19 protein-coding genes and 3 pseudogenes are annotated in these 24,203 nt (G+C 69.2%); 12 read left to right on the top strand and 10 right to left on the bottom strand.

The genetic code is table 11. The features are described 5' to 3' along the window. Positions 1-25 precede the first annotated feature (25 nt). A complete protein-coding gene (locus tag ACZZ93_RS04590; RefSeq protein WP_463510559.1) occupies positions 26-3,649 on the bottom strand; it encodes a multifunctional oxoglutarate decarboxylase/oxoglutarate dehydrogenase thiamine pyrophosphate-binding subunit/dihydrolipoyllysine-residue succinyltransferase subunit in 3,624 nt (1,207 codons plus the stop codon). Between the two features lie 218 nt (positions 3,650-3,867). On the opposite strand from ACZZ93_RS04590, the gene guaB1 reads away from it, so the two are divergent. The 3 genes from guaB1 to ACZZ93_RS04575 all read left to right on the top strand — a co-directional run bounded on the left by guaB1 (position 3,868) and on the right by ACZZ93_RS04575 (position 7,811). Then, the gene (gene guaB1, locus ACZZ93_RS04585; RefSeq protein WP_463510558.1) at positions 3,868-5,322 is read left to right on the top strand and encodes a GMP reductase; all 1,455 of its coding nucleotides are present in this window, start codon (positions 3,868-3,870) and stop codon (positions 5,320-5,322) included. A gap of 114 nt (positions 5,323-5,436) precedes the next feature. Further along, the gene (locus ACZZ93_RS04580; RefSeq protein ID WP_053095681.1) at positions 5,437-6,753 is read left to right on the top strand and encodes a hemolysin family protein; all 1,317 of its coding nucleotides are present in this window, start codon (positions 5,437-5,439) and stop codon (positions 6,751-6,753) included. Beyond that, the gene (locus ACZZ93_RS04575; protein ID WP_053095682.1) at positions 6,750-7,811 is read left to right on the top strand and encodes a hemolysin family protein; all 1,062 of its coding nucleotides are present in this window, start codon (positions 6,750-6,752) and stop codon (positions 7,809-7,811) included. The genes ACZZ93_RS04580 and ACZZ93_RS04575 overlap by 4 nt, the downstream gene beginning before the upstream one ends. 60 nt (positions 7,812-7,871) lie before the next feature. Here ACZZ93_RS04575 and ACZZ93_RS04570 read toward each other — a convergent pair whose 3' ends face one another. Next, positions 7,872-8,939 (bottom strand): NADH:flavin oxidoreductase/NADH oxidase, encoded by a 1,068-nt coding sequence (locus tag ACZZ93_RS04570; protein ID WP_463510557.1) that lies wholly within the window; start codon positions 8,937-8,939, stop codon positions 7,872-7,874. A gap of 56 nt (positions 8,940-8,995) precedes the next feature. Between ACZZ93_RS04570 and ACZZ93_RS04565 the strand changes: the two genes are divergently transcribed. The 5 genes and pseudogenes from ACZZ93_RS04565 (at position 8,996) to ACZZ93_RS04545 (ending at position 13,270) form a co-directional block, all read left to right on the top strand. Beyond that, the gene (locus ACZZ93_RS04565; RefSeq protein WP_072591065.1) at positions 8,996-9,832 is read left to right on the top strand and encodes an NAD(P)H-hydrate dehydratase; all 837 of its coding nucleotides are present in this window, start codon (positions 8,996-8,998) and stop codon (positions 9,830-9,832) included. Next, positions 9,829-11,067 (top strand): glycosyltransferase 87 family protein, encoded by a 1,239-nt coding sequence (locus ACZZ93_RS04560; protein WP_072591066.1) that lies wholly within the window; start codon positions 9,829-9,831, stop codon positions 11,065-11,067. The genes ACZZ93_RS04565 and ACZZ93_RS04560 overlap by 4 nt, the downstream gene beginning before the upstream one ends. A 4-nt stretch (positions 11,068-11,071) precedes the next feature. Further along, positions 11,072-11,403, top strand: a pseudogene (locus ACZZ93_RS04555) (thiamine-binding protein). Between the two features lie 9 nt (positions 11,404-11,412). Next, the gene (locus ACZZ93_RS04550; protein ID WP_372984416.1) at positions 11,413-12,633 is read left to right on the top strand and encodes an MFS transporter; all 1,221 of its coding nucleotides are present in this window, start codon (positions 11,413-11,415) and stop codon (positions 12,631-12,633) included. 28 nt (positions 12,634-12,661) lie between these two features. Continuing rightward, complete coding sequence (locus tag ACZZ93_RS04545) at positions 12,662-13,270, top strand: NUDIX hydrolase (RefSeq protein WP_463510556.1); 609 nt, start codon at positions 12,662-12,664, stop codon at positions 13,268-13,270. Here ACZZ93_RS04545 and metX read toward each other — a convergent pair. From metX to ACZZ93_RS04525, 4 genes are all read right to left on the bottom strand, one after another. After that, on the bottom strand, positions 13,267-14,475 hold the full coding sequence (gene metX, locus ACZZ93_RS04540; RefSeq protein ID WP_053095688.1) for a homoserine O-acetyltransferase MetX: 1,209 nt from the start codon (positions 14,473-14,475) through the stop codon (positions 13,267-13,269). The two genes, ACZZ93_RS04545 and metX, sit on opposite strands and share 4 nt — an antisense overlap. A gap of 83 nt (positions 14,476-14,558) precedes the next feature. Beyond that, positions 14,559-15,404 carry an endonuclease/exonuclease/phosphatase family protein gene (locus ACZZ93_RS04535; protein ID WP_463508076.1) on the bottom strand — a complete coding sequence of 282 codons (846 nt, stop codon included), beginning with the start codon at positions 15,402-15,404 and terminating at the stop codon, positions 14,559-14,561. Positions 15,405-15,613: 209 nt separating this feature from the next. Continuing rightward, positions 15,614-16,936, bottom strand: a complete 1,323-nt coding sequence (locus ACZZ93_RS04530) for a bifunctional o-acetylhomoserine/o-acetylserine sulfhydrylase (protein WP_056278296.1) — start codon at positions 16,934-16,936, stop codon at positions 15,614-15,616. A 143-nt stretch (positions 16,937-17,079) separates the two neighbouring features. Then, positions 17,080-17,670 carry a TetR/AcrR family transcriptional regulator gene (locus ACZZ93_RS04525; protein WP_400340783.1) on the bottom strand — a complete coding sequence of 197 codons (591 nt, stop codon included), beginning with the start codon at positions 17,668-17,670 and terminating at the stop codon, positions 17,080-17,082. Between the two features lie 34 nt (positions 17,671-17,704). Here ACZZ93_RS04525 and ACZZ93_RS04520 point away from each other — a divergent pair, with 34 nt between their 5' ends. The 4 genes and pseudogenes from ACZZ93_RS04520 to ACZZ93_RS04505 all read left to right on the top strand — a co-directional run bounded on the left by ACZZ93_RS04520 (position 17,705) and on the right by ACZZ93_RS04505 (position 20,803). Next, on the top strand, positions 17,705-18,694 hold the full coding sequence (locus ACZZ93_RS04520) for a DMT family transporter (RefSeq protein WP_463510555.1): 990 nt from the start codon (positions 17,705-17,707) through the stop codon (positions 18,692-18,694). Further along, positions 18,688-19,469: pseudogene (locus tag ACZZ93_RS04515) on the top strand (SDR family oxidoreductase). The gene ACZZ93_RS04520 and the pseudogene ACZZ93_RS04515 overlap by 7 nt, the downstream one beginning before the upstream one ends. A gap of 2 nt (positions 19,470-19,471) precedes the next feature. Then, a complete protein-coding gene (locus tag ACZZ93_RS04510) occupies positions 19,472-20,176 on the top strand; it encodes a uracil-DNA glycosylase (protein ID WP_463510554.1) in 705 nt (234 codons plus the stop codon). Positions 20,177-20,185: 9 nt separating this feature from the next. Beyond that, positions 20,186-20,803, top strand: a complete 618-nt coding sequence (locus ACZZ93_RS04505) for a GNAT family N-acetyltransferase (RefSeq protein WP_320487976.1) — start codon at positions 20,186-20,188, stop codon at positions 20,801-20,803. A gap of 9 nt (positions 20,804-20,812) precedes the next feature. On the opposite strand, the gene ACZZ93_RS04500 is transcribed toward ACZZ93_RS04505, so the two are convergent. The 4 genes and pseudogenes from ACZZ93_RS04500 to ACZZ93_RS04485 all read right to left on the bottom strand — a co-directional run bounded on the left by ACZZ93_RS04500 (position 20,813) and on the right by ACZZ93_RS04485 (position 24,203). Further along, positions 20,813-21,607, bottom strand: a complete 795-nt coding sequence (locus ACZZ93_RS04500; RefSeq protein WP_463510553.1) for an ABC transporter ATP-binding protein — start codon at positions 21,605-21,607, stop codon at positions 20,813-20,815. Continuing rightward, a complete protein-coding gene (locus tag ACZZ93_RS04495; RefSeq protein WP_463510552.1) occupies positions 21,604-22,395 on the bottom strand; it encodes an ATP-binding cassette domain-containing protein in 792 nt (263 codons plus the stop codon). Before ACZZ93_RS04495 ends, ACZZ93_RS04500 begins: the two co-directional genes overlap by 4 nt. Further along, complete coding sequence (locus ACZZ93_RS04490; protein WP_463510551.1) at positions 22,392-23,258, bottom strand: ABC transporter permease; 867 nt, start codon at positions 23,256-23,258, stop codon at positions 22,392-22,394. The genes ACZZ93_RS04495 and ACZZ93_RS04490 overlap by 4 nt, the downstream gene beginning before the upstream one ends. Further along, positions 23,258-24,203: pseudogene (locus tag ACZZ93_RS04485) on the bottom strand (ABC transporter permease). Before ACZZ93_RS04485 ends, ACZZ93_RS04490 begins: the two are co-directional and overlap by 1 nt.

Below are 24,203 nucleotides of genomic sequence, written 5' to 3'. Positions count from 1 at the left end.
GGCGCCCCTTCGTGTCTGCCGAGTATCAGCCGAGCGTGAGGGCATCCCGCAGCAGCTTCGCCTGCTCCGCTGCGTGCACCTTCGACGAGCCCGTCGCGGGCGATGCCGAAGCCGGACGCGACACCGGACGGAAGCTGCGGTCACCCGGGACATCGGCGAAGGCGAGTGCCAGGAACGGCCAGGCTCCCTGGTTCTCCGGCTCCTCCTGCACCCACACCAGCTCGGCGTTCGGGTACGAATCGGTGATGGCCTTCAGTCCGTCGATCGGGGTCGGGTAGAGCTGCTCGAGCCTGACCAGCGCGATCTCGGGGTTCGGGTTCTTCTCGAGTTCGGCCTTGAGATCCCAGTGCACCTTGCCGGAGTGCACGAGGACGCGCTTCACGGCATTGCGATCGAGGCCCCGGTTGTCATCGAGAACCGGCTCGAAACGGCCCTGCGTGAAGGCCTCGACCGGGCTCGTCGCCCCACGCAGACGCAGCATGGCCTTCGGGGTGAAGACGATGAGCGGCTTGCGCGGACGCGCGTAGGCCTGGCGGCGCAGCAGGTGGAAGTACGACGCGGGCGTCGAGGGGCGCGCGACGATCATGTTGTCCTGCGCGCACATCTGCAGGAACCGCTCGATGCGCGAGGAGGAGTGGTCCGGCCCCTGACCCTCGTAGCCGTGGGGGAGGAGCAGCGTGACGCTGGACTGCTGTCCCCACTTCTGCTCCGCCGCCGAGATGTACTCGTCGATGACCGACTGAGCACCGTTGACGAAGTCGCCGAACTGGGCCTCCCACAGCACGAGGGCCTCGGGAGCCTCGACGGAGTAGCCGTACTCGAAGCCGAGCGCCGCATACTCGCTGAGGAGCGAGTCGTAGACGAAGAAGCGGCCCTGGGACTCGGAGAGGTTCGACAGCGGCAGCCACTCCTGGCCGTTCGCGCGGTCGTGCAGAGTCGCGTGACGCTGCACGAACGTGCCGCGTCGCGAGTCCTGCCCGGCGAGCCGCACGGGCGTTCCCTCGACGAGGAGCGAACCGAAGGCGAGAAGCTCGCCGAAGCCCCAGTCGATGTTGCCGTTGCGGCTCATGTCGAGACGTTTCTCGAGCTGCTGCTGCAGCTTGGGGTGCACGGTGAAGCCCTCGGGCTTGTTCACGAACGCGTCGCCGATGAGCTGGATGACCTCGTTCGAGACTCCGGTGATCTCCGGAGCGCCGACCTGCTCGTCGACCGGCGGCAGATCCTGCGCGACCGGGTTGGCACCGGTCTCGGCGGCGTGCGTCTCGGCGAACGCGATCTCCAGACGGTTCTGGAAGTCGGCCTTGGCCTCGTCGTACTCCTCTTCGGTGATGTCGCCACGACCGACGAGCGACTCCGTGTACAGCTTGCGCACCGATCGCTTCGCCTGGATCAGGTCGGTCATCAGCGGCTGCGTCATCGAGGGGTCGTCTCCCTCGTTGTGACCGCGGCGGCGGTAGCAGACGAGGTCGATGACGACGTCGCGGTGGAACCGCTCGCGGTATTCGAACGCGAGCTGCGCGACGTGGATCACAGCCTCGGGGTCGTCGCCGTTCACGTGGAACACGGGTGCCTGGATGGTCTTCGCGACATCGGTCGAGTACACCGAGGAACGCGAGTCGTTCGGGAGGGTCGTGAAGCCGACCTGGTTGTTGACCACCACGTGGATCGTGCCGCCGGTGCGATACCCGCGCAGCTGAGACATCTGCAGCGTCTCGACCACCACGCCCTGACCGGCGAACGCAGCGTCGCCGTGCACGAGGATCGGCAGCCAGGCGAACGTGCCGATCGGCTTGCGGTCCTGCTTGGCGCGCACGATGCCCTCGAGGACTCCGTCGACCGTCTCGAGGTGAGACGGGTTCGCGGCCAGATACACCGGGAGCTCGGAGCCGTCATCGGCGACGAACGTTCCCTCGGTGCCCAGGTGGTACTTCACATCGCCCGAGCCGCGCTGGTTGCCGGGGGTCTGCGTGCCCTCGAACTCCTGGAACACGTGGCCGTAGGTCTTGCCCGCGATGTTCGTCAGCACGTTCAGACGGCCGCGGTGCGCCATGCCGATCGCGGCGCCCTCGAGTCCGGATGTGGCCGCACCCTGCAGGATCTCGTCGAGCAGCGGGACGAGAGACTCGCCGCCCTCGAGCGAGAACCGCTTCTGGCCGACGAACTTGGTCTGCAGGAAGGTCTCGAACGCCTCGGCCTCGTTGAGCTTGCGGAGAACCCGCAGCTGCTCGTCGTGGCCGGGCTTCTGGTACTTGACCTCGACCTTCTCCTGGAACCAGCGGCGCTGCTCCGGGTCCTGGATGTGCATGTACTCGATGCCGAGCGTGCGGCAGTACGAGTCGCGAAGGACGCCGAGGATGTCGCGCAGCTTGGCGACCCGACGGCCACCGAACCCGCCCGTCACGAACTCGCGGTCGAGATCCCAGAAGGTGAGCCCGTGGCTCTCGATCTCGAGGTCGGGGTGCGAGCGCTGGACGTACTCGAGCGGATCGATGTCGGCCATCAGGTGACCGCGCACGCGGAACGAGTTGATGAGCTCCTGCACGCGGGACTGCTTGTCGACGCGCTCGGCGAGATCCACCGCGATGTCGGGGTTCCAGCGGATGGGGGAGTACGGGATGCGCAGAGCGGCGAAGATGTCGTCGTAGAAGCCGCGCTGTCCGATCAGGAGCTCGTGGACCTTCTTCAGGAACTCGCCGGAGCCGGCGCCCTGGATGACTCGGTGGTCATAGGTGCTCGTCAGCGTGATCGTCTTGCCGATCGCCAGCTCGTTGAGCGTCTTCTCGCTCGCTCCCTGGAACTCGGCCGGGTACTCGAGGGCACCGGCGCCGATGATGCAGCCCTGCCCCTTCATCAGACGAGGTACGGAGTGCACGGTGCCGATGCCGCCGGGGTTGGTGAGTGAGACCGTGGTGCCCTGGAAGTCGGCCGCCGTCAGCTTGTTGTTGCGGGCGCGCGTCACGAGGTCTTCGTAGGCGACGAGGTACTCGCTGAAGGTCAGCGTGTCGGCGCGCTTGATGCTGGGGACCATCAGAGCGCGCGTGCCGTCGGGCTTGGGCAGATCGATCGCGATGCCGAGGTTCACGTGAGCCGGAGCCACGACCGAGGGCTTGCCGTCGATCTCGGCGTAGAAGACGTTCTGGCTGCGGAACTCGTCGAGCGTGCGGATCAGCGCCCAGCCGATGAGGTGGGTGAAGCTGATCTTGCCGCCGCGCGTGCGCGCCATGTGGTTGTTGATGACGATCCGGTTGTCGATCATCAGCTTCGCGGGCACCGTACGCACGCTCGTCGCGGTCGGAACCGTCAGCGACTCGTCCATGTTCGCGGCGAGGGTCTTGGGCAGACCGCGGAGGGGCGTGACCTTGTCCTCTTCGACGGGCTCGGCTGACTCGGGCGCCTCGGCCTTGGCTGCGGGCTTCGGAGCCTGCGCGGGGATCGGGGCTGCAGCGGCGGGCTTGGTCGTGGTCCGTGCGACGGGCTGTGCGCCGATGACCGGGATGGGCGCGGTCACGGGGTGAGCCGGCTGCTCCGTGGCGGCTGCGGGGACCGCGCTGCCGGTCGCGGCATCCGACTGGTACTTCTCGAGGATCGGCCACCACTCCTTGTCGACGGAGTCGCGGTTCACCTTGTACTGCTCGTAGAGCTCTTCCACGAGCCAGGAATTGGCTCCGAACCCCCGTCGCCCCCGACGCCGGTCACCTGGTTCGACACGCTCGATCGCCCTCTTTCATCGCTGAAGTCCATATATGCACACCAGGACGCGTGATGCGTCCGGGCCCGCACACTCTCGACTTCCAAGCCTAACGTGTTTCCTCGGGCATTCGTCGAAGGCATGCGCCCTCGGCGGCGCTATCTGAGTACCGTGGGGGTATGGAGTTCTCCGGTGAGTCACCCGCAGTCGATCTGACCTATTCCGACGTGTTCCTCGTGCCGCGACGATCGGCTGTCACGAGTCGTCTGCAGGTCGATCTGGCGCCGCAGGACGGGACTCCCGCGACGCTCCCGATCGTGGCCTCGAACATGAACTCCGTCACCGGTCCTCGGCTCGCCGCGGTGCTCGCACGGCGGGGCGGGCTCGGAGTGCTTCCGCAGGACATGCCCCTGCAGGGGCTGGACGCCGCGATCCGCGATGTCAAGGCGCAGCCGGTGCTGTGGGACACGCCGATCGTGCTGCCGCCCGAGGCGTCGGTGGCGGATGCCCTTCGTCTGATGCCGGCCACCGCCGGGCACGGCATCGTCGTCGCCACGGGAGAGGCACCGCACGATGCGGAGAGGATCCTCGGCGTCCTGCCCGCGACACGGCTGGCGACCGCGCTGCCCGATGCGCAGCTGGGCGATCTCGTGCACGTCGGCACACCGTCGCTCGACGCCGACGACATCGGATCCGAGCGTCATGCGTTCGACGTGATCACCGACGCGGGCGTCGACATGGTCACGATCACGCACCACGGACATCTCGTGGGCACCCTCAGCGCGCGCAGTGCTCTGCGCTCGACGCTGTATCGGCCGGCCCTGGACCGCGACGGCCGTCTCGCCGTCGCGGCGGCGGTCGGCATCAACGGAGACGTCGCCGCCAAGGCGAAGGCACTGGCGGCCGCAGGCGTCGACGTGCTCGTGGTCGACACGGCGCACGGGCACCAGGAGGGGATGCTGCGTGCGCTGAGCGCCGTGGCCGCTCTGGACCTCGGCATCCCGATCGTGGCGGGGAACATCGTCACCGCCGACGGCGTCACGGACCTCGTCGAGGCGGGCGCCTCGATCCTCAAGGTCGGCGTGGGGCCCGGCGCCATGTGCACGACGCGGATGATGACCGCGGTCGGCCGACCGCAGTTCTCCGCCGTGCTCGAGACCGCAGAAGCGGCACGCGAGCAGGGCGCGCACGTCTGGGCGGACGGGGGCGTGCGATATCCGCGTGATGTGGCGCTCGCGCTCGCCGCAGGCGCGGCATCCGTCATGGTCGGCTCCTGGTTCGCCGGGACGATCGAAGCGCCCGGAGAGCTGCAGAGCGACGCGGAGGGCCGTCTCTACAAGGAATCCTGGGGGATGGCCTCGACGAAGGCGGTGCAGGCCCGATTCGGACGCCTCGATGCCTATGAGCGCGCACGGAAGGAGCTGTTCGCGGAGGGGATCTCCTCGTCGAAGATCTACCTCGATCCGCTGCGCCCGGGACTCGAGGACCTGCTCGACATGATCACCTCGGGCGTGCGGTCGTCGTTCACCTATGCCGGTGCGTCTTCGGTGCCAGAGTTCCACGACAGGGCGCTCGTCGGGCTGCAGTCCGCGGCCGGATACGAAGAGGGCAAGGCGCTGCCGGTCAGCTGGTAGCGGCCCGTCCTCCGTCGCACCGGCATCCCGTAGAATCGTGGACACCATGGACGACCCTCCCAGTTGTAGTACATCGCCCCACTGCCTGCCTCTCCGTATCGGGAGGAACGACTGATGGACTACATCCTCTTGGGCGTGGGGCTTCTGCTCACTGTGGGCACGGGGCTGTTCGTCGCGAGCGAGTTCGCGCTGGTCAATCTCGACCGTGCCGACCTCGAAGCCCGCCAGGCCCGGGGCGAGTCCCGCCTGTCGCTGACGATCAGCGCACTCAAGCACACCTCGACCCACCTGTCGTCCGCCCAGCTCGGCATCACCCTGACGACACTGCTGACCGGGTACACGATGGAGCCGGCGCTCTCGAACCTCCTCGGTCCGACGCTCGTCGCGTGGAGCATCCCCGACGCGGCCGTCGGCCCGATCGCCACCATCGTCGCCATGCTGGTCGCCACGGTGCTGTCGATGATCCTCGGCGAGCTCGTTCCGAAGAACTTCGCTCTCGCTCTGCCGCTCGCGACCGCGAAGCTCGTCATCCCGTTCCAGGTCGCCTTCACCACCGTCTTCAAGCCCGCCGTCGTCGTGCTCAACGGCAGCGCGAACGGGGTCCTGCGGAGCATCGGCATCGAGCCGAAGGAGGAGCTCTCGGGCGCCCGCAGCGCGGAAGAGCTCTCCTCTCTCGTGCGTCGTTCGGCGAGCGCCGGGCTGCTCGAAGCCGACACCGCCAGCCTGCTCGACCGCACCCTGACGTTCTCGCGATTGACGGCCGCCGATGTGATGACGGCACGGCCGAGCATGCATGCGCTCGCCGTCGGAGACTCGGCGGACGACGTCATCCAGCTCGCTCGCCGGACGGGGCACAGTCGCTTCCCGGTGTACGACGACGATCTCGACGACATCACGGGTGTCGTTCACCTCAAGGCCGCGATCTCCGTGCCGCGCGAGCGACGCGGCGAGGTCCCTGTCGGCGCGCTCTCGACCGATCCGCTGCGCGTGCCGGAGACCGTGCACGTCGATGCGCTCATCTCTGAGCTCAGAGCCCGCGGATATCAGCTCGCGGTGGTCGTCGACGAGTACGGCGGAACTGCCGGTCTCGTCACGCTGGAGGACCTCGTGGAGGAACTCGTGGGCGAGGTCTCCGACGAGCACGACCGCACGCGCGCCGGTGTCGTCCGCAATCGGGACGGCATCACGTTCCCCGGGGAGCTGCGGCCCGATGAGCTGCGCCGCAGAGCGGGTGTGGAGGTTCCCGAGGGAGATGTGTACGACACCGTGGGCGGGTATGTCATGAGCGTCCTCGAGCGCGTGCCGTCGGTGGGCGACGAGGTCGCCCTCGACACGGGCACGCTCCAGGTCGTCCGGATGGACGGTCGCCGCGTCGATCGGATCCGCTACGTTCCGAGTCCGGATCTGCCGGGAGAGGTGGTCGGACGATGAACGACTGGGGAGGACTGGCCTGGCTGGTCGTGCTGCTGGTGGCGAACGCGTTCTTCGTGGGCGCAGAGTTCGCGGTGATCTCCGCGCGTCGATCGCAGATCGAGCCGAAGGCCGACCGCGGGTCGCGCTCGGCCAAGACCGCGCTCTACGCGATGGAGCACGCGACGCTGATGCTCGCGACCTCGCAGCTGGGCATCACCATCTGCTCGCTGCTGATCCTGAACGTCTCAGAGCCCGCCATCCACCATCTGCTCGCTGTGCCGCTGCACGCGATCGGCTGGTCGGACGGCGTCGTCGACGCGGTGTCGTTCACGATCGCCCTGCTCATCGTGTCGTTCCTTCACGTCGTGTTCGGTGAGATGGTGCCGAAGAACCTCGCGTTCTCGGTGCCGGATCGCGCGGTGCTCATACTCGCGCCGCCGCTCGTGTTGGTGTCGAAGATCTTCATGCCGGTGATCTGGCTGCTGAACGCGGCCGCCAACGGCGTGCTGCGGCTGTTCCGGGTCGAGCCCAAGAACGAGGCGGCGTCGACGTTCACACTCGACGAGGTCGCGACGATCGTCGACCAGTCACGGCGCGAGGGCGTGCTCACCGACACGGCGGGCACGGTCGCGGCCGCCGTGGAGTTCACCGACAAGAAGGCTCGCGACGTGGCTGTTCCGCTCAGCGATCTCGTGACCCTTCCGCAGTCCACGACGCCCGACGACATCGAGAAGGCCGTCGCCCGGTACGGATTCTCGCGCTACGTGATCGTCGACGACGAGGGTGCGCCGGTCGGGTACGTCCACCTGAAGGACATCCTGCGGGCGTCGGACGGGCCGGGCTCTGCCGCGAAGCTGGTCGAGCCGCTGCCCTCGAAGCGCATCAACCACATGGTGCCGATCCAGGAGGACACGGATCTGGAAGACGCACTCGCGGTGATGCGCCGAGCGGGTCGACACCTGGCGAAGGTGCGCGACTCCCAGGGGCGCACGACCGCCGTGCTCTTCCTGGAGGACATCCTCGAGGAGCTCGTGGGCGAGGTGCAGGACGCGACCCGTCGCATCCGCGGCCACTGAGCCGCACACATGACGAAGGCCTCGGTCCGAGCGGACCGGGGCCTTCGCCGTGGGTGGTGGTCAGCGCCAGTGCGCTCGCTCGTACTGCGGCGGCCAGGTGATGTCCGCGCCGAGTTCGTGCGCGGCGCGGAGCGCGAAGTGCGGGTCGCGCAGCCACTCCCGGCCGGCGAAGATCGCGTCGGCGGCCCCGTCGGCGAGCACCTGCTCGGCCTGTTCGGCAGCGGTGATCAGGCCCACGGCGGACACCGGGATGCGTCCGCCCTGGCGTACCGACTCGGCCAGCGGCACCTGGTATCCGGGGAACACGCTGATCTGCTGATGCGCGACGAGCCCGCCGCTGGAGACGTCGATGAGATCGGCCCCGTGCTCGGTGGCCCAGGTGCTCACCGTCGCCGCCTCCTCGGGCGTGAACCCGCCCTCGGCGTGATCGGTCGCCGAGATGCGGACGAACACCGGCACATCGTCACCGGCAACCTCGCGGATCGCGTCGACCACCCGGAGGAGCAGCCGAGCCCGGTTCTCGAGCGATCCGCCGTACTCGTCGTCCCGCAGGTTCGACAGAGGAGAGAGGAACTGGTGCAGCAGGTATCCGTGTGCGCCGTGGACCTCGAGCACGTCGAAGCCGGCGTCGAGCGCCCGTCGAGTGGCGGCGGCGAATCCCGCCACGACGGCGTCGATGCCGGCCGCATCGAGTGCGACCGGTGCGGCGAAGCCCTCGAAGGCGATCGCGGACGGGGCCGTGGTCGTCCATCCGCCGTCGGTCTCGGGCACGGATCCGCGCTCGTCGGCCCAGGGCCACCAGGTCGACGCCTTGCGGCCGGCGTGCGCCAATTGGATGCCCGCAGCGGCACCGCGCGAGTGGATCGCCTCGACGATCGGCGCCCAGGCGTCGCGCTGCTCGTCGTTCCAGAGCCCGGCGTCTCGCGGTGAGATGCGACCTTCCGGCACGACAGCGGTCGCCTCGGCGACGATCAGACCCGCGCCGCCGGAGGCGAACTGCGCGAGGTGAGTGTGGTGCCACTCCTGCACGACGCCCTCCACCGCGCTGTACATGCACATGGGGGACACCCAGAGCCGGTTGCGGAAAGCGGAGGAACGGATGCTCAGGGGAGAGAAGAGAATGCTCACCCCTCGACGCTACTGTGCGGCTGGGGCGAGGAGGGCCGTCGCACTAACGTGGAGTCATGCCCGACGCACGCGATTGGTCCCGCGACGACACCGCCCGCCTCCTGCGCGTGCCGGGCGCGGATGACGACAAGTACTCCCGCGGGGTCGTGGGCCTGCGCACCGGGTCTTCGGACTACCCCGGCGCAGCCGTGCTCGGCGTGGAAGCGGCGTGGCGTGCCGGAGCAGGATTCGTCCGGTATATCGGTGAGGGACGAGCGGCGGATGCCGTGATCGCTCGCCGCCCCGAGACGGTGGTCAGCCCGCGGGCCGCCGGCGCACGCGTCGGCGCCTGGGTCATCGGATCGGGGACGAATGCCGCGAGCAGGACCTCCGACGAGGAACGCGAGCTCCGCGACCTGCTCGACGGCTCCGTCCCGGTGGTCGTCGACGCGGGGGCACTGGATCTCGCGCCCGGGAGCCGCGCGCCGCTCGTGCTGACGCCGCATCGACGCGAGTTCGAGCGGCTGCAGACTCAGCTCGGCTTCGCCGGTGACGATGATCGGGCGACCGCGGTCGCCCGCGTGGCGAGCGAGATCGACGCGACCGTGCTGCTGAAGGGCGCGCAGACGCTGATCGCAGACCCCGACGGCGGCGTCATCCGAGTGGAGGCAGGCACCGGCTGGCTGGCGACGGCCGGCACCGGTGATGTCCTCGGGGGTGTTCTCGGAGCGCTGCTCGCGGGCGAGGTCGACGCATCGACTGCGGAGATCGCGGCCGCCGCCGCCTGGCTGCACGGTCACGCCGGGCGCATCGCTGCGGGCATCGGCGCAATCGGCGGCGCGCAGGGGCATCCGATCGTCGCCCTGGATGTCGCGGAGGCTCTTCCTCGCGCGATCGCGGACGTCATCGCGTGAGTCGCACCACGACGGTTCGTCTCGTCGCGCTGTGGAGCGCGTTCGCGACCGTGCATATCGCGATCGCGGTCACGGGGTGGCTGTACCCGAGCCAGCCGATGGGCGACGTGGTGCTGGTCTACGAACCCTGGTCGACCGCCGCGCTCTCGGGAGGAGCGATCGTCGGGATCACCGAGTCGTGGGTCTATCCCCAGCTCGCGCTCGTTCCCATGCTGCTCGCCAAGGTCCTGTCGGCCCCGCTCATCGCCGTCGTGGGCGCCTCGGAGGCCTATCTGATCGCGTGGGCTGCGCTTGTGACGGTGCTCGATGCGATCGCCTTCGCGGTGCTTCTCGGCCGCGCATCATCTCGTCCGCGGCGTGCGGCGGCGTGGTTCTGGGTCGCCGCCCTGCTTCTGCTCGGCCCGATCGCGATGTACCGCATCGACGCGATCACCGTGCCTCTGGCGGTGATCGGCGGGCTCTGGCTGGTCCGACGCCCCGCTGCGGCAGCCGCGCTGCTGACGATCGGCGCCTGGATCAAGATCTGGCCGGCCGCCCTCGTGCTCGCCGCCGTGGTCGCGCTCGTGAGCAGGATGCGCGTCCTGCTCACGGCTGCAGCCGTGTCCGCCGTCGTCATCTCGCTGCTGTTCCTGCTCGGAGCCGACACCGAGATCTTCGGATTCCTGACGGAGCAGACCGGGCGGGGCCTCCAGATCGAAGCCGTCGCGGCGACCCCGTTCCTCTGGCTCGCGATCTCGGGTGCCGCTCGCATCGAGTACAGCTTCGACATCCTGACCTTCCAGATCAGTGCTCAGGGTGCGGACGCGGTCAGTGCGGTGCTCACACCGCTGATGGCGGTCCTCGTGGTCGTCGTGATGGTCGTCGGGGGACTCAAGGCTGCGCGGGGCGCATCGTCGGCGCGGCTGTTGCCTCCTCTCGCGCTGAGTCTCGTCACGACCCTGATCGTGATGAACAAGGTGGGCTCACCGCAGTTCCAGACGTGGCTGATCGCTCCGGTCATCCTGTGGTTCGTCTTCGACCGCGCACGAGCCGTCTGGCCCGCCGTGCTCGTGCTCGCGCTCTGTGCCCTCACGTGCCTGGTCTACCCGCTCAGCTACGACGCGCTGCTGCGCGCGGAGCTGCAGCCCATCGTCATCCTGACCGCGCGGAACGTCCTCCTCATCGTGCTCCTCGCCGTCGGCATCCGCGCCGTCGTCCGTGTGCCCGCCCGCAATCCGTCCACCACCCGGGAGTGAACCCATGTTGATCGCCTTCTCCGTCGCGCCGAGCGGCACACCCTCCGACGGATCGGAGCGCTCAGACGCGTCGGTCCACGACGCGGTCGCCGCCGCCGTGCGGGTCGTGCGCGAGTCGGGACTGCCGCACCGCACGACCAGCATGTTCACCGAGATCGAAGGACCGGACTGGGACTCGGTGATGGACGTCGTCAAGCGCGCGACCGAGGCCGTGATGCCGTTCGGGTCGCGGGTCTCGCTGGTGCTCAAGGCTGACATCCGACCCGGGTACGCGGGGAGCTCGATGCGAAGATCGAGCGGCTCGAAGCGGCGATCGACGACTCGGACACCCCGTAGACTCGACGGGTGAATCCCTCGACTGAATCGAGGGGTGCGGCGAAGTGGGCGCTCCTCTCCCTCGCCATCGGCAGCTTCGGCATCGGCATGACCGAGTTCGTCGTCATGGGCCTGCTGCCCAACATCGCTGACGAGCTGCTGCCCACGCTGTGGGCCAGCAGCCCCGAAGACGCGCTGAGCCAGGCCGGCTGGCTGATCTCGCTCTACGCTCTCGGCGTCGTCGTCGGAGCTCCTACGATCGCCGGCTTCGTCGCGCGCTACCCGCGGCATCGCGTGATGATCGGGCTGGCTCTGGCGCTGACCCTGTTCAACGCGCTCACGGTCTTCCTCCCGACCTTCGAACTCGTCGGTGCCTCGCGATTCCTCGCGGGGCTGCCTCACGGCGCCTACTTCGGCATCGGCGCGCTGGTCGCGGCTGACGTGATGGGGCCGGGCAACCGAGCCAAGGGCGTCGCCTTCATCCTCACCGGATTGACGGTGGCGAACGTGGTCGGGGTGCCGTTCGGGACCTTCCTCGGTCAGCTCTGGGGGTGGCGGGCAGCCTTCGCGGTCGTGACCCTCGTCTTCGCCCTCGCGACCGTCTGCATCATCTTCTTCGTGCCCGAGCATCCCGGCTCTCCCGGCCGGACCATGCGCGAGGAGCTCGGCGTGTTCCGCATCCCGCAGGTCTGGTTCACGCTCGGCGTCGGTGCGATCGGGTTCGGCGGCTTCTTCGCGGTCTACAGCTACATCGCGCCCCTGGTGACCGAGGTGGCGGGCTCTCCCGAGTGGGCGGTGCCGATCGTGCTGGTGCTGATGGGATTGGGCATGACCGCCGGCAACCTCGTCGGCGGGCATCTCGCCGACATCGACCTGCGACGCACGCTGCTCTTCGGACTCGCAGCGATGGCGCTCGTGTTCGCACTCCTCGCCGTGCTCGCATTCTGGATCGTCAGCCTCGCCCTCCTCGTATTCGTCGTGGGCTTCGTGTCCTCGGTGCTCAGCCCGACGATCCAGACGCGGTTGATGGATGTCGCCGGAGACAATCAGTCGATCGCCGCGGCGATGAACCACTCTGCGCTCAACATCGGCAACAGCCTCGGCGCGTTCCTCGGCGGCATGGTGATCGCGGCCGGATGGGGCTTCGTCGCGCCGTCGTGGACGGGGGCGGCCCTCGCCGTCGCGGGCCTCGTGATCGCGTTGCTGTCGTATCGCACAGAGGCGCGCAGGCCCGTCCTCGTTCAGGCCTGAGCGGCATTGCGCCTCATAGAGTGAGGCTGTGACCGATCTCGACCATCTGCCCGTCGCCGGGACGGCCGTGCTGCTGCGCTCGACACCCGGCGGCTTCGCTGTGCTGCTGATGCGCCGGCCGGATCGCGGTTCGTTCGCCGGTGCGTGGGTGTTCCCGGGCGGCAAGGTGGAGCCGTCCGACCGCCGCGCGGGGGCGGAGGAGAGCGACGACGCGCGTCGAGCGGCGATCCGTGAGACGCGCGAGGAGGTCGGCCTGACGATCGCCGATCCGGTGCTGCTGTCCTGCTGGCAGCCGCCGGCCGAGGCGCCGATCCGCATCCGGACGTGGTTCTTCCTCGCCGGAGCGCCGCGAGGGGACCTGCGGTTCTCGCCCGACGAGGTCGTCGACGCGGTCTGGCTGAGCCCTGCCGAAGCTCTGTCGAGGCATGCGACGGGGGAGTGGACGCTCTTCCCGCCGACCTGGGTCACCCTGCATCAGCTCAGCCGGTTCGACACGGCCGAGGACGCTCTCGCGTCGGCTGGCGAGGCGCAGCACTTCGCGACCCGAGTGGTCCAGTCGCCACAGGGCACCGACTTCGAGTGGGAGGGCCTGCGGCTGCGCACCGGATCCCTGCCGTGGACGATCGATCTGATCTAGCTCGCGAGCAGCCGCCGCAGGTTGCTGCCGACCGCCTCGGTCTCGATGAGGAAGCCGTCATGCCCGAAATCGCTGTTCAGCACCACGGCCTCGGTGCCGTCGAGGGTGTTCGGGATGCTGCGGGAGATGCGGTGCTGGCCGTCGACGGGGAAGAGGCGGTCGCTGTCGATGCCGAGGACGAGCGTCGTCGCCGTCACGGCGCGCAGCGCCTCTTCGACCCCGCCGCGATCGCGGCCGACGTCGTGCGAGTTCATCGCCTCGACGAGGGTGATGTAGCTGTTCGCGTCGAAACGGCGGGTGAACTTGTTGCCGTGGAAGTCCAGGTACGACTCGACCGCGAAACGTCCGCCATGGCCGAGAGGCGACACCCCTGACTGCCACGAGCGCTGGAACCGCTGGTTGAGCTCGATCGGACTGCGATAGTTGAGCAGTGCCATGCGACGGGCGAGCGCCAGTCCGCGGTGCGGGCCGTCGCCGTCGGCCAGATCGTAGTACTCGCCGCCCAGGAACCGGGGATCCATCCGGATGGTCTCGAGCTGCACCGTGTTCAGGGCGATCTGATCGGCTGTCGTGACCGGAGGCGACGACAGCACGGCGAGGCGAGCGACACGCTCGGGGTGCGAGACCGCCCATTCGAGCGCGTGCATCCCGCCCATGGAGCCGCCGATCACCGCGGCCCAGGTGTCGATGCCCAGCGAGTCGGCGAGGCGTACCTGCGCGGCGACCTGGTCGCGGATCGTCAGGTAGGGGAAGCGCGAGGCCCACTCGTATCCGGAGGGGGCGATGCTGGCCGGGCCGGTGGAGCCCTGGCAGCCGCCGAGCATGTTGGGTGCGATGACGAACCAGCGGTCGGTGTCGAGCGGTGCTCCGGGGCCGGTGATGTCCTCCCACCAGCCGGCGGTCGGGTGTCCCGCCCCGGCGGCGCCGCGCACGTGACTGTCGCCGGTGAGCGCATGCAGGACGAGGATCGCGTTGTCCCGGTCGTCGTTCAGCTCGCCCCAGGTCTCGAACGCGAGGCGGAAGCCCGGGAGCTCGGCGCCGCTCTCGGTCGGGAAAGCGCCGAACGAGGTGAAACGCCGTCCGCCGGCCGGGTCCCCGTCGCGCCAGGCGCCGGTGGCGGGAGGTCGTGCGCGAAGCAGGCGCACGTCGGCCTCCGTCACGGGCGCCGACGGCACCGTGTCCTCAGAGGTCGTCTGCCAGTCCATGCTTCCATTCTCGCCTGACGCGCGACGCGCCGGCCGCAGGTTACGCGCCCGGTGCGCCGCGGACGGATGCGTCGTCGGATCGCTCAGAACGCGAGGGTGGTGACCGTCGCCAGGTGGTCGCTGCTGCCTGCCCGCATGGTCGTCGAACCGAGCACGGTCAGGCCGCGCGTGAAGACATGATCGATCCTGGCGAGCGGGAGTGCGGCGGGCCACGTGAACCCGAGGGCGCCGTCGGTCGGCCTGACCCAGTCGAGCTGAGATCGGATGGCGCCCAGGGCAGGATCTGCAGAGGCGGCGTTGAAGTCGCCGACGACGACGACCGACCCCGATGAATCGGCGGCGACGGCATCGGCGATGCCGGACAGCATCGCGTCCCGCTCGCTCTGCACGCCCGGGCGGACGGACGCCGCGTGCATGACGTAGACGGCCACGTCGCCGTCCGGCGCGTTCACGACCACACGCAGTGCGCGCTTCCAGTCGAGTCCGAGCGACAGCGCCTGCGCATCCGCGATCGGCAGGCGGCTCCACACGGCGACCGTGCCGACGGCATACGAGTGCGGGTAGTCGGCGGCGAGCGTGTCGCGTGCCGCCGCGAGGCTGTCGGCGTCGAGCTCGGTGAGGGCGATGACCTCGGCGCCGGAGCCAGCGAGGTCTGTCGCGGATTCCGCCGCGCCACCGGAGTGGGCGCGCACGTTCTGGCTGACTATCCGCACGCCGGGCGATTCGTCGGCGCTGCCCGATGCGAAGCCCGGAGCAGACGGAGCGATCGCCAGCATCCACGCGACGATAGGCACGAGCAGCACCAGGAGGACACGTCGGGCGAGGAGGAGGGCGACCACCGCCAGCACTCCGAGCGCGAGACCGCACCAGGGGAGAAGCGCAGCGGCCGCGGTTCCCACCACGCCCGGGACCCAGACGCACACGATCATGACCAGCACGACCAGTGCGACGACGGCGATGGCTCGCCCCGCAGGTACGTGCGTGCGTCGGCGGGTCGGCGGATGCGTCGTGGCGGTGATCGTGAGCTCCTCGGGTGGGTTCTCATTGTCGTCCGCGCCGCCTGTGCACGGGCCGAACGAGCCGGGGACGAGAAGTGCCCCGAGCCGAAGCCCGGGGCACTTGCTCTGCGTGATGGCGGTCAGGCGCGAGCGGCCTCCGACACGCGGCGAGCCGCGGCGAGTGCCTCGTCGAGGTCTGCCTTGAGGTCGTCGATGTTCTCGATGCCCACCGACAGTCGCACGAGGCCGGGGGTGACGCCGGCCGTGAGCTGCTGCTCGGGCGTGAGCTGCGCGTGGGTGGTCGACGCCGGGTGGATGACGAGAGAGCGCACGTCGCCGATGTTCGCGAGGTGGCTGAACAGCGACAGGCTGTTGACGAACTCGCGACCGGCTTCGACGCCGCCCTTGAGCTCGAACGACAGCACCGCGCCGACGCCCTTGGGCGCGTACTGGTTCGCCTTGGCGTACCAGGGCGACGAGGGCAGGCCAGAGTAGTTGACGGATGCCACGTCGTCCCGGCTGTCGAGCCACTCGGCGATCTCCTGGGCGTTCTGCACGTGACGCTCGATGCGCAGCGACAGCGTCTCGATGCCCTGGATGAGGTTCCAGGCGCTCTGCGGCGCGATGGCCGAGCCGAGGTCGCGGAGCAGCTGCACCCGGGCCTTGATGATGTAGGCGAGCGGGTCACCGACCGCGGCGGTGTAGCTCGCGCCGTGGTACGACGGGTCGGGCTCGGTGAGGCCGGGGAAGCGCTCGACGTTCTTCGACCACTCGAAGGTGCCGCCGTCGATGATCGCGCCGCCGATGGTGGTGCCGTGGCCGCCGAGGAACTTGGTGACCGAGTGCACGACGATGTCGGCCCCGTGCTCGAACGGGCGGATCAGGTACGGAGTCGCGATCGTGTTGTCGACGATCAGCGGGACGCCGCCCTCGTGCGCCACGTCTGCGACGGTGCGGATGTCGAGGATGTTGATCTGCGGATTGCCGATGGTCTCCGCGAAGAAGAGCTTGGTGTTCGGTCGCAGTGCGCGGCGCCACTCCTCGGGGTCGTCCTGGTTCTCGACGAACGTGACCTCGATGCCGAGCTTGGCGAGCGTGTACTTGAACAGGTTGTACGTGCCGCCGTAGATCGAGCTGGACGAGACGATGTGGTCACCGGCCTGCGCGATGTTCAGCACAGCGAACGTCGACGCCGCCTGACCGCTGGCGAGGACGAGGGCTCCGGTGCCCCCCTCGAGCGCCGCGAGGCGCTGCTCCAGGACGTCCTGCGTCGGGTTCTGGATGCGGGTGTAGATGTTGCCGAACTCCGCCAGGGCGAACAGGTTCGCGGCGTGATCCGCGCTGTCGAACACGTAGGACGTGGTCTGGTAGATCGGAGTGGCGCGGGCCTTGGTCACGGGGTCGGGAGCAGCGCCGGAGTGGATCTGCTTGGTCTCGAAACGCCAGGTCTCGGGTGCGGACATGTGTTCCCCCTGGAACTGTTGGAAGGTCGATTCGACTGATGTCGTTGATGCGACAGTACGGAATATCGGAAGTTGTCAACAGTGGGTGGGAAATGTGACGTAATGAACACCGGCCGGATCCCGGCGCCGGTGCGCGTGCGGGTTCAGGGCCGGCCGAGCAGCCTGGCCGCCCACGTGCGAGCGATCGCGAACGGCTCGGCGAACGTCGTCATCCCGACCGTGACGATCGCGCCCTCGTACAGCAGCATCATCGCCTGTGCCATCGCCTGCGGATCGGTGATCCCCGCTTCGCTGCAGAGCTCCTCGAACAGATCGAGGAGCCAGGCCTTCTGGCGAGACACCTCGGGGAACACCGGGTGGTCGTCGTTGCCCTCGCCGATCTCGGCTCGGGCGTTGATCGCGCTGCATCCCTTCGGGCTGTTCTCGTCGGACCAGGAGATCGCGGCGTCGAAGACCGCGAGCACACGGTCGGCGCCGGGGCGGGGCACCCGGGCGAGCTGGCCGGCGACGTGGTCGCGCCACCGCGCATCCCGGTGCTGGAGGTAGGAGACGACCAGCGCCTCCTTCGACCCGAAGCGGTCGTAGAGCGTCTTCTTCGTGACTCCGGCCGCCTCGGCGATCGTGTCGACCCCGACCGCGTGGATGCCTCGCTCGTAGAACAGTCGGGATGCGGCGTCGAGAACGCGCCGCCCTCCGGGCGTGAGCGGGACGAGTTCGGGAACGGACGAGGTCATGCGGACGACTATACCAGTCTGTATAGTCGGCATCATGAGTAAACAGATCGGTGTACTTCGGGTCGTGACGACGGCGACCGCCGCGACCGCATTCGTCGTGACCTGGAGCTCGGGGTTCATCATCCCGGCGTTCGCCACCGTCGAGGTCTCGCCCCTGACGCTCCTCGTGTGGCGGTTCGCACCCCTGGCCGTCGCGCTGCTCGTGCTCGTCGTCGTCTCAGGAGCGGCGACGGGGATGCACCGACGTGAGCAGCTCCGGATCCAGGCCTCGATAGGGATCTTCGCGCAGTTCGGCTACTGCATCGCGGTCTACGGTGCCGTCGCCGCAGGCATCGCCACCGGCACCGTGGCTCTCATCGACGCGGTGCAGCCCCTGGTGGTGGCTGTGCTCGTCGGGCCCATCCTCGGTCTGCGCGTGCGCGGAGCTCAATGGGTCGGGCTCGGAGTGGGCGCGATCGGAGTGCTGCTCGTCGTCCAGTCGCAGCTCGGCGCCACCGAGGCTCCACCGGCGGCCTATGCGCTGCCGGCCGTCGCCATGGTGTGCCTCATCGTCGGCACCCTGCTGCAGCGGAAGACCGGGGTGCAGACCGGCGTGCTCGTGACGCTGACCGTCCACGTGACGGTGACGGCGGCGCTGCTCGTGGTGATCGCGGCGGTGACGGGGACGCTGGTTCCGCCCGCCTCCGGATCGTTCTGGCTCGCCGTGGTGCTGACCGCGGCCGCTCCGACGCTCGCCGCATACGGTCTGTACTGGTGGCTGCTGAAGCGCATCGGCATCACCGCCCTGCAGGCGCTGCTCTTCCTGATCGCGCCGACGACGTCACTGGCCGGAACCATCCTGCTGGGGGAGCCTCTGACGATCCTCACGATCGCCGGATTCGCCCTGTGCGGAGCCGGGGTCGCACTCGTCCTCGTCTCCGAGGTCCGGTCGGCGCGCGTTGACTCCCGACGCGGCGCGTCGAGACGACCCGACGATGCGCAGCGGCTTTCGCGGCCGGAACATCGTACGGTGGAGGAATGGTGAACAGGCGTGCAGTGGTGACGGGTGCGAGTTCGGGTATCGGACAGGCGACGGTGCGCGCGCTGCGCGCCCGCGGCTGGGGGTCGTGGGAGTCGCACGACGGGCGTCCCGACTGGAGGCGCTCTCGGCGGAGACCGGGGCGTCGACGATCGCGTGCGACCTGACGAACCCGGAAGCCGTCGCAGCGCTGGTCTCGGAGCTCGAGGATTCGGGACCCGTGCACGCTCTCGTGCAGGTCGCGGGCGGAGCGCGAGGCACGGATCGCATCGAGAACGCGTCGATCGACGACTGGCAGTGGATGTACGACGCGAACGTGCTCTCGAGCCAGCGTCTGGTGGCGGGGCTCCTGCCTCTGCTTCGTCGGGCAGCCGCCGCGGACGGTCACGCGGACACCGTGTTCGTGACCTCGACGGCCGCCCAGGTGGCCTACCCGGGTGGCGGAGGCTACAACGCCGCCAAGGCCGCGCAGGCCATGCTCGTGCACGCCCTCCGTCTCGAGTTGAACGGCGAGCCGATCCGCGTGTCCGAGATCGCTCCCGGAATGGTGCACACCGAGGAGTTCACGCTCAACCGTCTGGGCGGAGACGCGGTCGCGGCAGAGGCCGTGTATTCGGGCGTCGAGGCGCCGCTGCGCGCCGAGGACGTCGCCGACGTGATCGCCTATGCCCTCGACGCGCCCGCTCACGTGAATCTCGACCTCGTCACGATGCGACCCGTCGCGCAGTCGGCCAACCATCTTCTCGCCCGCGGACCGCTGCGCGTGCGGCCGATCGACTGAGGATGACCGCGCGCACTCTCGCCGAGCTCGCAGGCGACGGTCTCATGGACCCCGAATGGGCGGACGCACTCGCTCCGGCTCAGCAGACGATCACCGCCCTCGGGGAGCGGCTCCGGGAGGAGCAGGGCGCAGGACGCGGGTATCTTCCCGCGGGCGATCACGTGCTGCGCGCCTTCGAACGCCCGATGTCCGACGTCAAGGTGCTCATCACCGGCCAGGACCCGTATCCGACTCCCGGGCACCCGATCGGGCTGTCGTTCGCCGTCGACCATGACGTGCGGCCGCTGCCGCGCAGCCTGGGGAACATCTACCGGGAACTCGAGAGCGATCTCGGCATCCCGCCCGCCCCCCACGGAGATCTGTCCGCGTGGAGCGACCAGGGGGTCCTGCTGCTCAACAGGGTGCTGACCGTGCGGCCCGGCGAGGCCGGCTCCCATCGCCGCTGGGGATGGGAGCAGGTGACCGAGCTCGCGATCCGCGCACTCGTCGCGCGGGGCCAGCCGCTCGTCGCGATCCTGTGGGGCAAGGACGCCGCGAATCTGCAGCCCCTCCTCGGCGAGACCCCCGTGATCGCCTCGGCGCACCCGTCTCCGCTCTCCGCACGGCGCGGATTCTTCGGCTCTCGGCCGTTCTCGCGAGCGAACGAGCTGCTCGACGGGCTCGGTGCGAGTCCGATCGACTGGCGCGTCGGCGAAGCGCCCCTCTAAGCTGATCGCATGCAGTTCGAGCCCGGTGATCGCCGCCGTGTGCTGCCGCGCCATCTGCGCCCGCAGCCCGAACCCGACGTGTTCTCGTACTCGATCCGCCCCGCACGTTCGGGCGACCTCCCGTACGTGCGCGAGATCTACAACCATTTCGTCAGCAATTCGGTGGTCACTCTCGATGAGCGGCGCAGCAGCATCCCCTACTGGCGTGAGAAGTTCGCGCTGCTGAGCAAGCTCGGCCTGCCCTTCCTGGTGGCGGTCTCGCCGGCGGGGGTCGTGATCGGGTACGCGCTGGCGCAGCCGTGGGCGGGCAAGAACGCGTACCGGTACACGGTCGAGGACTCGATTTACCTCGGTCCGGGAGCCGGCGGCAAGGGGCTCGGAGCTGCGCTGCTGCAGGCGCTCATCGACGCCTGCGAACAGCTCGGCATCCGCGAGATGGTGGCCGTGATCAGCGACACGAAGGCCGACGCCTCGATCCGGCTCCACGCGAAGCTCGGCTTCGTCGAGGCCGGACGGATGGGCCGAGTCGGGCACAAGTTCGGCCGCGACCTCGGGACCGTCTACATGCGCCGCGCGCTGCGTCCCAGCCGTCGGCGGAAGTTCTTCAGCACGAGCTCGACGCGCTGACGACCCTGCTCACGACGGGGGAGCGGGGATCACGGGGATCGCGGCGAGGAGCGCCTTCGTGTAGCCCTGCGTCGGGCGCAGCAGCACGTCCGCGGTGGATCCTCGCTCGACGACGGCGCCGTCCTTCATCACGACCACCGTGTCGCACAGGTTCTGCACCACGCCGATGTCGTGCGACACCAGGACGAGCGTCAGGTCGGCGCTGCGTCGCAGCTCGATCAGGAGCTCAAGGATCTGAGCTCGCACGGTCACGTCGAGCGCCGACAGGGGCTCGTCTCCGACGAGGATGCGGGGTCGATGCACGATGGCGCGGGCCAACGCGATCCGCTGCCGCTGCCCTCCCGAGAACTCATGCGGGTAGCGGTCGCCCATCTCGGGTTCGAGGCCGACCTGCTCGAGCACTTCGCGCACGCGCGCGCGGTGGTCTCCCTCGATGCCGAGCGCCCAGAGGGGCTCGCGGATGATCTGGGCGGCGGTCATCCGAGGGTCCAGCGATGCGTACGGGTCCTGGAACACGAGCCCGGTCTGACGGCGCAGCCAGTGCAGCGAGCGGGCGGATGCCGCGGCATCCACGGCTCTTCCGTCGACGGTGACGGTGCCGGACGTCGGACGGTCGAGTCCGAGCAGCAGTCTGACGAGCGTCGATTTCCCCGACCCGGATTCGCCGATGATCCCGACGGACGACCCCTCGACGATGTCGAGGTCTGTCGGCGCCAAGGCTGTCTGCCTGCGCGTCGGCTCGAAGGCGGAGCGCTTGGGGATCACGAAGTCACGCCGCAGAGACCGCGCCTCGATCAGGCTCATCGCGTGCCTCCCTCGGGCCGCCACAGGGTCGCGGTCGCGTCGCGGAGCAGCCCCTGGGTGATCGGCGACGTCGGGGCGGTGAGGAGCGTGCTCACGGGAGCCGCCTCGACCACGTGGCCGTCTTCGAGAACCACGCCCTGGGTCGCGACCTGAGCGAGGACGGCGAGATCGTGGGTGATGAACACGAGTGACATGCCCTGCTCCTCGACGAGGTTCAACAGCAGAGCGAGGATCTCGGCTTGGATCGTGACGTCGAGAGCGGTCGTCGGCTCATCGGCGATGAGCAGACGCGGTCGGCACGCGAGCGCCATCGCGATCGCCACCCGCTGCCTCTGACCGCCGGACAGCTGGTGCGGATACCGATCGACGATCGACGTCGGGTCGGGCAGGCGCACGCGAGCCGCCTCCTGGATCGCTCGCTCTCGGGCCTCTCGTCGACCGATGCCCTCGTGGATGCGGATCGACTCGGCGATCTGCCTGCCGACCGTGCGGATCGGGTTCAGAGCGGTGCGCGGCTCCTGGAAGACGATCCCGATCTCGTCACCGCGCAGGCGGGCGAGCTCGCGATCCGGCATTCCGATCAGCTCAGTGCCGTTCCAGCGGATGCTGCCGCTCGCGGTCGCGCCGTCGGGAAGGAGCCCGAGAACGGCCAGGGCGGTCAAGGACTTGCCGGATCCGGATTCGCCGATCAGGCCCAGGCGCGATCCGTCCGACACCTCGAACGAGACGCCGTCGACCACCGGCCGTCCGTCGATGCGGACGACGAGGTCGGTCACTTCGAGACTCATGCGATCACCGCCGGCGTGTGGATCTCGGCGGCGCGATGGCGCAGCGTGGGATCGGTGGCCTCGCGCAGGCCGTCGCCCAGGAGGTTGAGAGCGAGCACCGTGATCGTGATCGCGAGGCCCGGCCAGATGACCGAGAGGGGATGCACGCCGATGTAGCGCTGGAGATCGGCGAGCAGCAGCCCCCAGCTCGGCTCCACCACCGACGCGCCGAAGCCCAGGTACGACAGTCCCGCTTCGGCGAGCACGGCGACCGCCATCGACCACGACAGCTGCACGATGAACACGGGCGCGACGTTGGGCAGCAGGTGGCGCGCGAGGCTCTGACCGGTCGTCAGGCCGGAGGCCCGCGCGGCGAGGACGAAGTCGCTCTGCTGCACGCGGCGCAGCTCTGGTCGGGTGACGCGAGCGATGTTGACGCCGAAGCCGATGCCCACCGACCAGATCACCACCCAGAGCGAGCCGCCCCAGACCGACGAGATCATCATCGCGATGAGCAGCACGGGGAAGGCGATCAGGATGTCGACGAGCACGGCCACCGTCTCACGCAGCCACCGTGCCGTGAGCGCGCCGAGCGCGGCCAGGGCGATGCCGACGACCGTGGCGACGAGCCCGGCGCCGATGCTCACGAACACCGTCGTCCGAGAGCCCGCCATGAGCAGACTGAGGATGTCGCGCCCGGTGTCGTCGGTGCCGAGCAGATGCGGCCAGCCGGGGACATCCCAGCGAGCCGCCAGATCGGACTCCTGCGGGTCGAACGGCGTCCAGAACAGCGAGACGAGCGCCGTGAGAGCGACGATGGCGACGACGATCAGACCGAATCGCCCGGTCGCGGTCCGCCACAGTCTCGACAGCCAACCGGACATCAGGCCTCCCTCTGCCGAGGATCGATCGCACGATGGACCAGATCGACGAGGAAGCCCACCACGAGCACGAAACCGGTGAGCACGAGCAGCTCGCTCTGCACCTTGACGAGGTCGCGCGTTCCGACGTCGGCCACGAGCATCCGCCCGATACCCGGGAGGGTGAACAGCTGCTCGATGACGACCGAGCCGACGATGATGCCCGCGACCTGCAGTCCGAGGACAGTGATGATCGAGAGTCCGACTGCCGGTATGCCGTGGGAGATGAGGGCGCGCGTGCGGGTGAGTCCCTTGGCGGCGGCGGTGCGGACGAAGTCCTGTCCCGCAGCCTGCAGGGTCGCACTGCGCACGAATCTCATGAGCATCGCGCCCTCGACGATGCCGATCGTGAGAGCGGGCAGCAGCAGCGATTCGATCGCTCGCCAGGGCGTGCTCCACCCGGTGCGGGGAAGCCCTGCGGGGAAGCCAGCCGAGCCAGACCGAGAAGACGACGATGAGCATCATGCCCGCCCAGACGACGGGCACCGCGGCGAGAGCCTGCGCGCCCACGCTCAGCGCCGTGCCCCCGCGACCGCCACGACGAAGCGCGGCCAGAATGCCGAATGGCACGGCGATGAGGACGGCGATGAGCAGGGAGAGGATGCCGAGCGGGACCGTGACCTGCGCCTTCTCGAGCAGCTCCTCGCCGACCGAGGCGCCCGAGAGGAGCGACGTGCCAAGATCGCCGCGGAAGATCCCGCCGATCCACTCCGCGTACTGCGCGGGGAGAGGACGGTTCAGACCGAGGGATTCGCGTAGGGCCTCCACCTCGTCGGGGGAGGCCTGCGTACCCGCGATCAGCTGCGCGACATCGCCGGGGAAGACCCTGAGGGTCAGGAAGATCACCGCACTCGAGACGAGGAGCCCTGCGATGAGCAGGGCTCCTCGAACGAGCGCGTAGCGGATCAC

This window comes from Microbacterium sp. AC026 (assembly GCF_979258475.1).
This window is presented reverse-complemented; position numbering and strand designations above follow the sequence as displayed.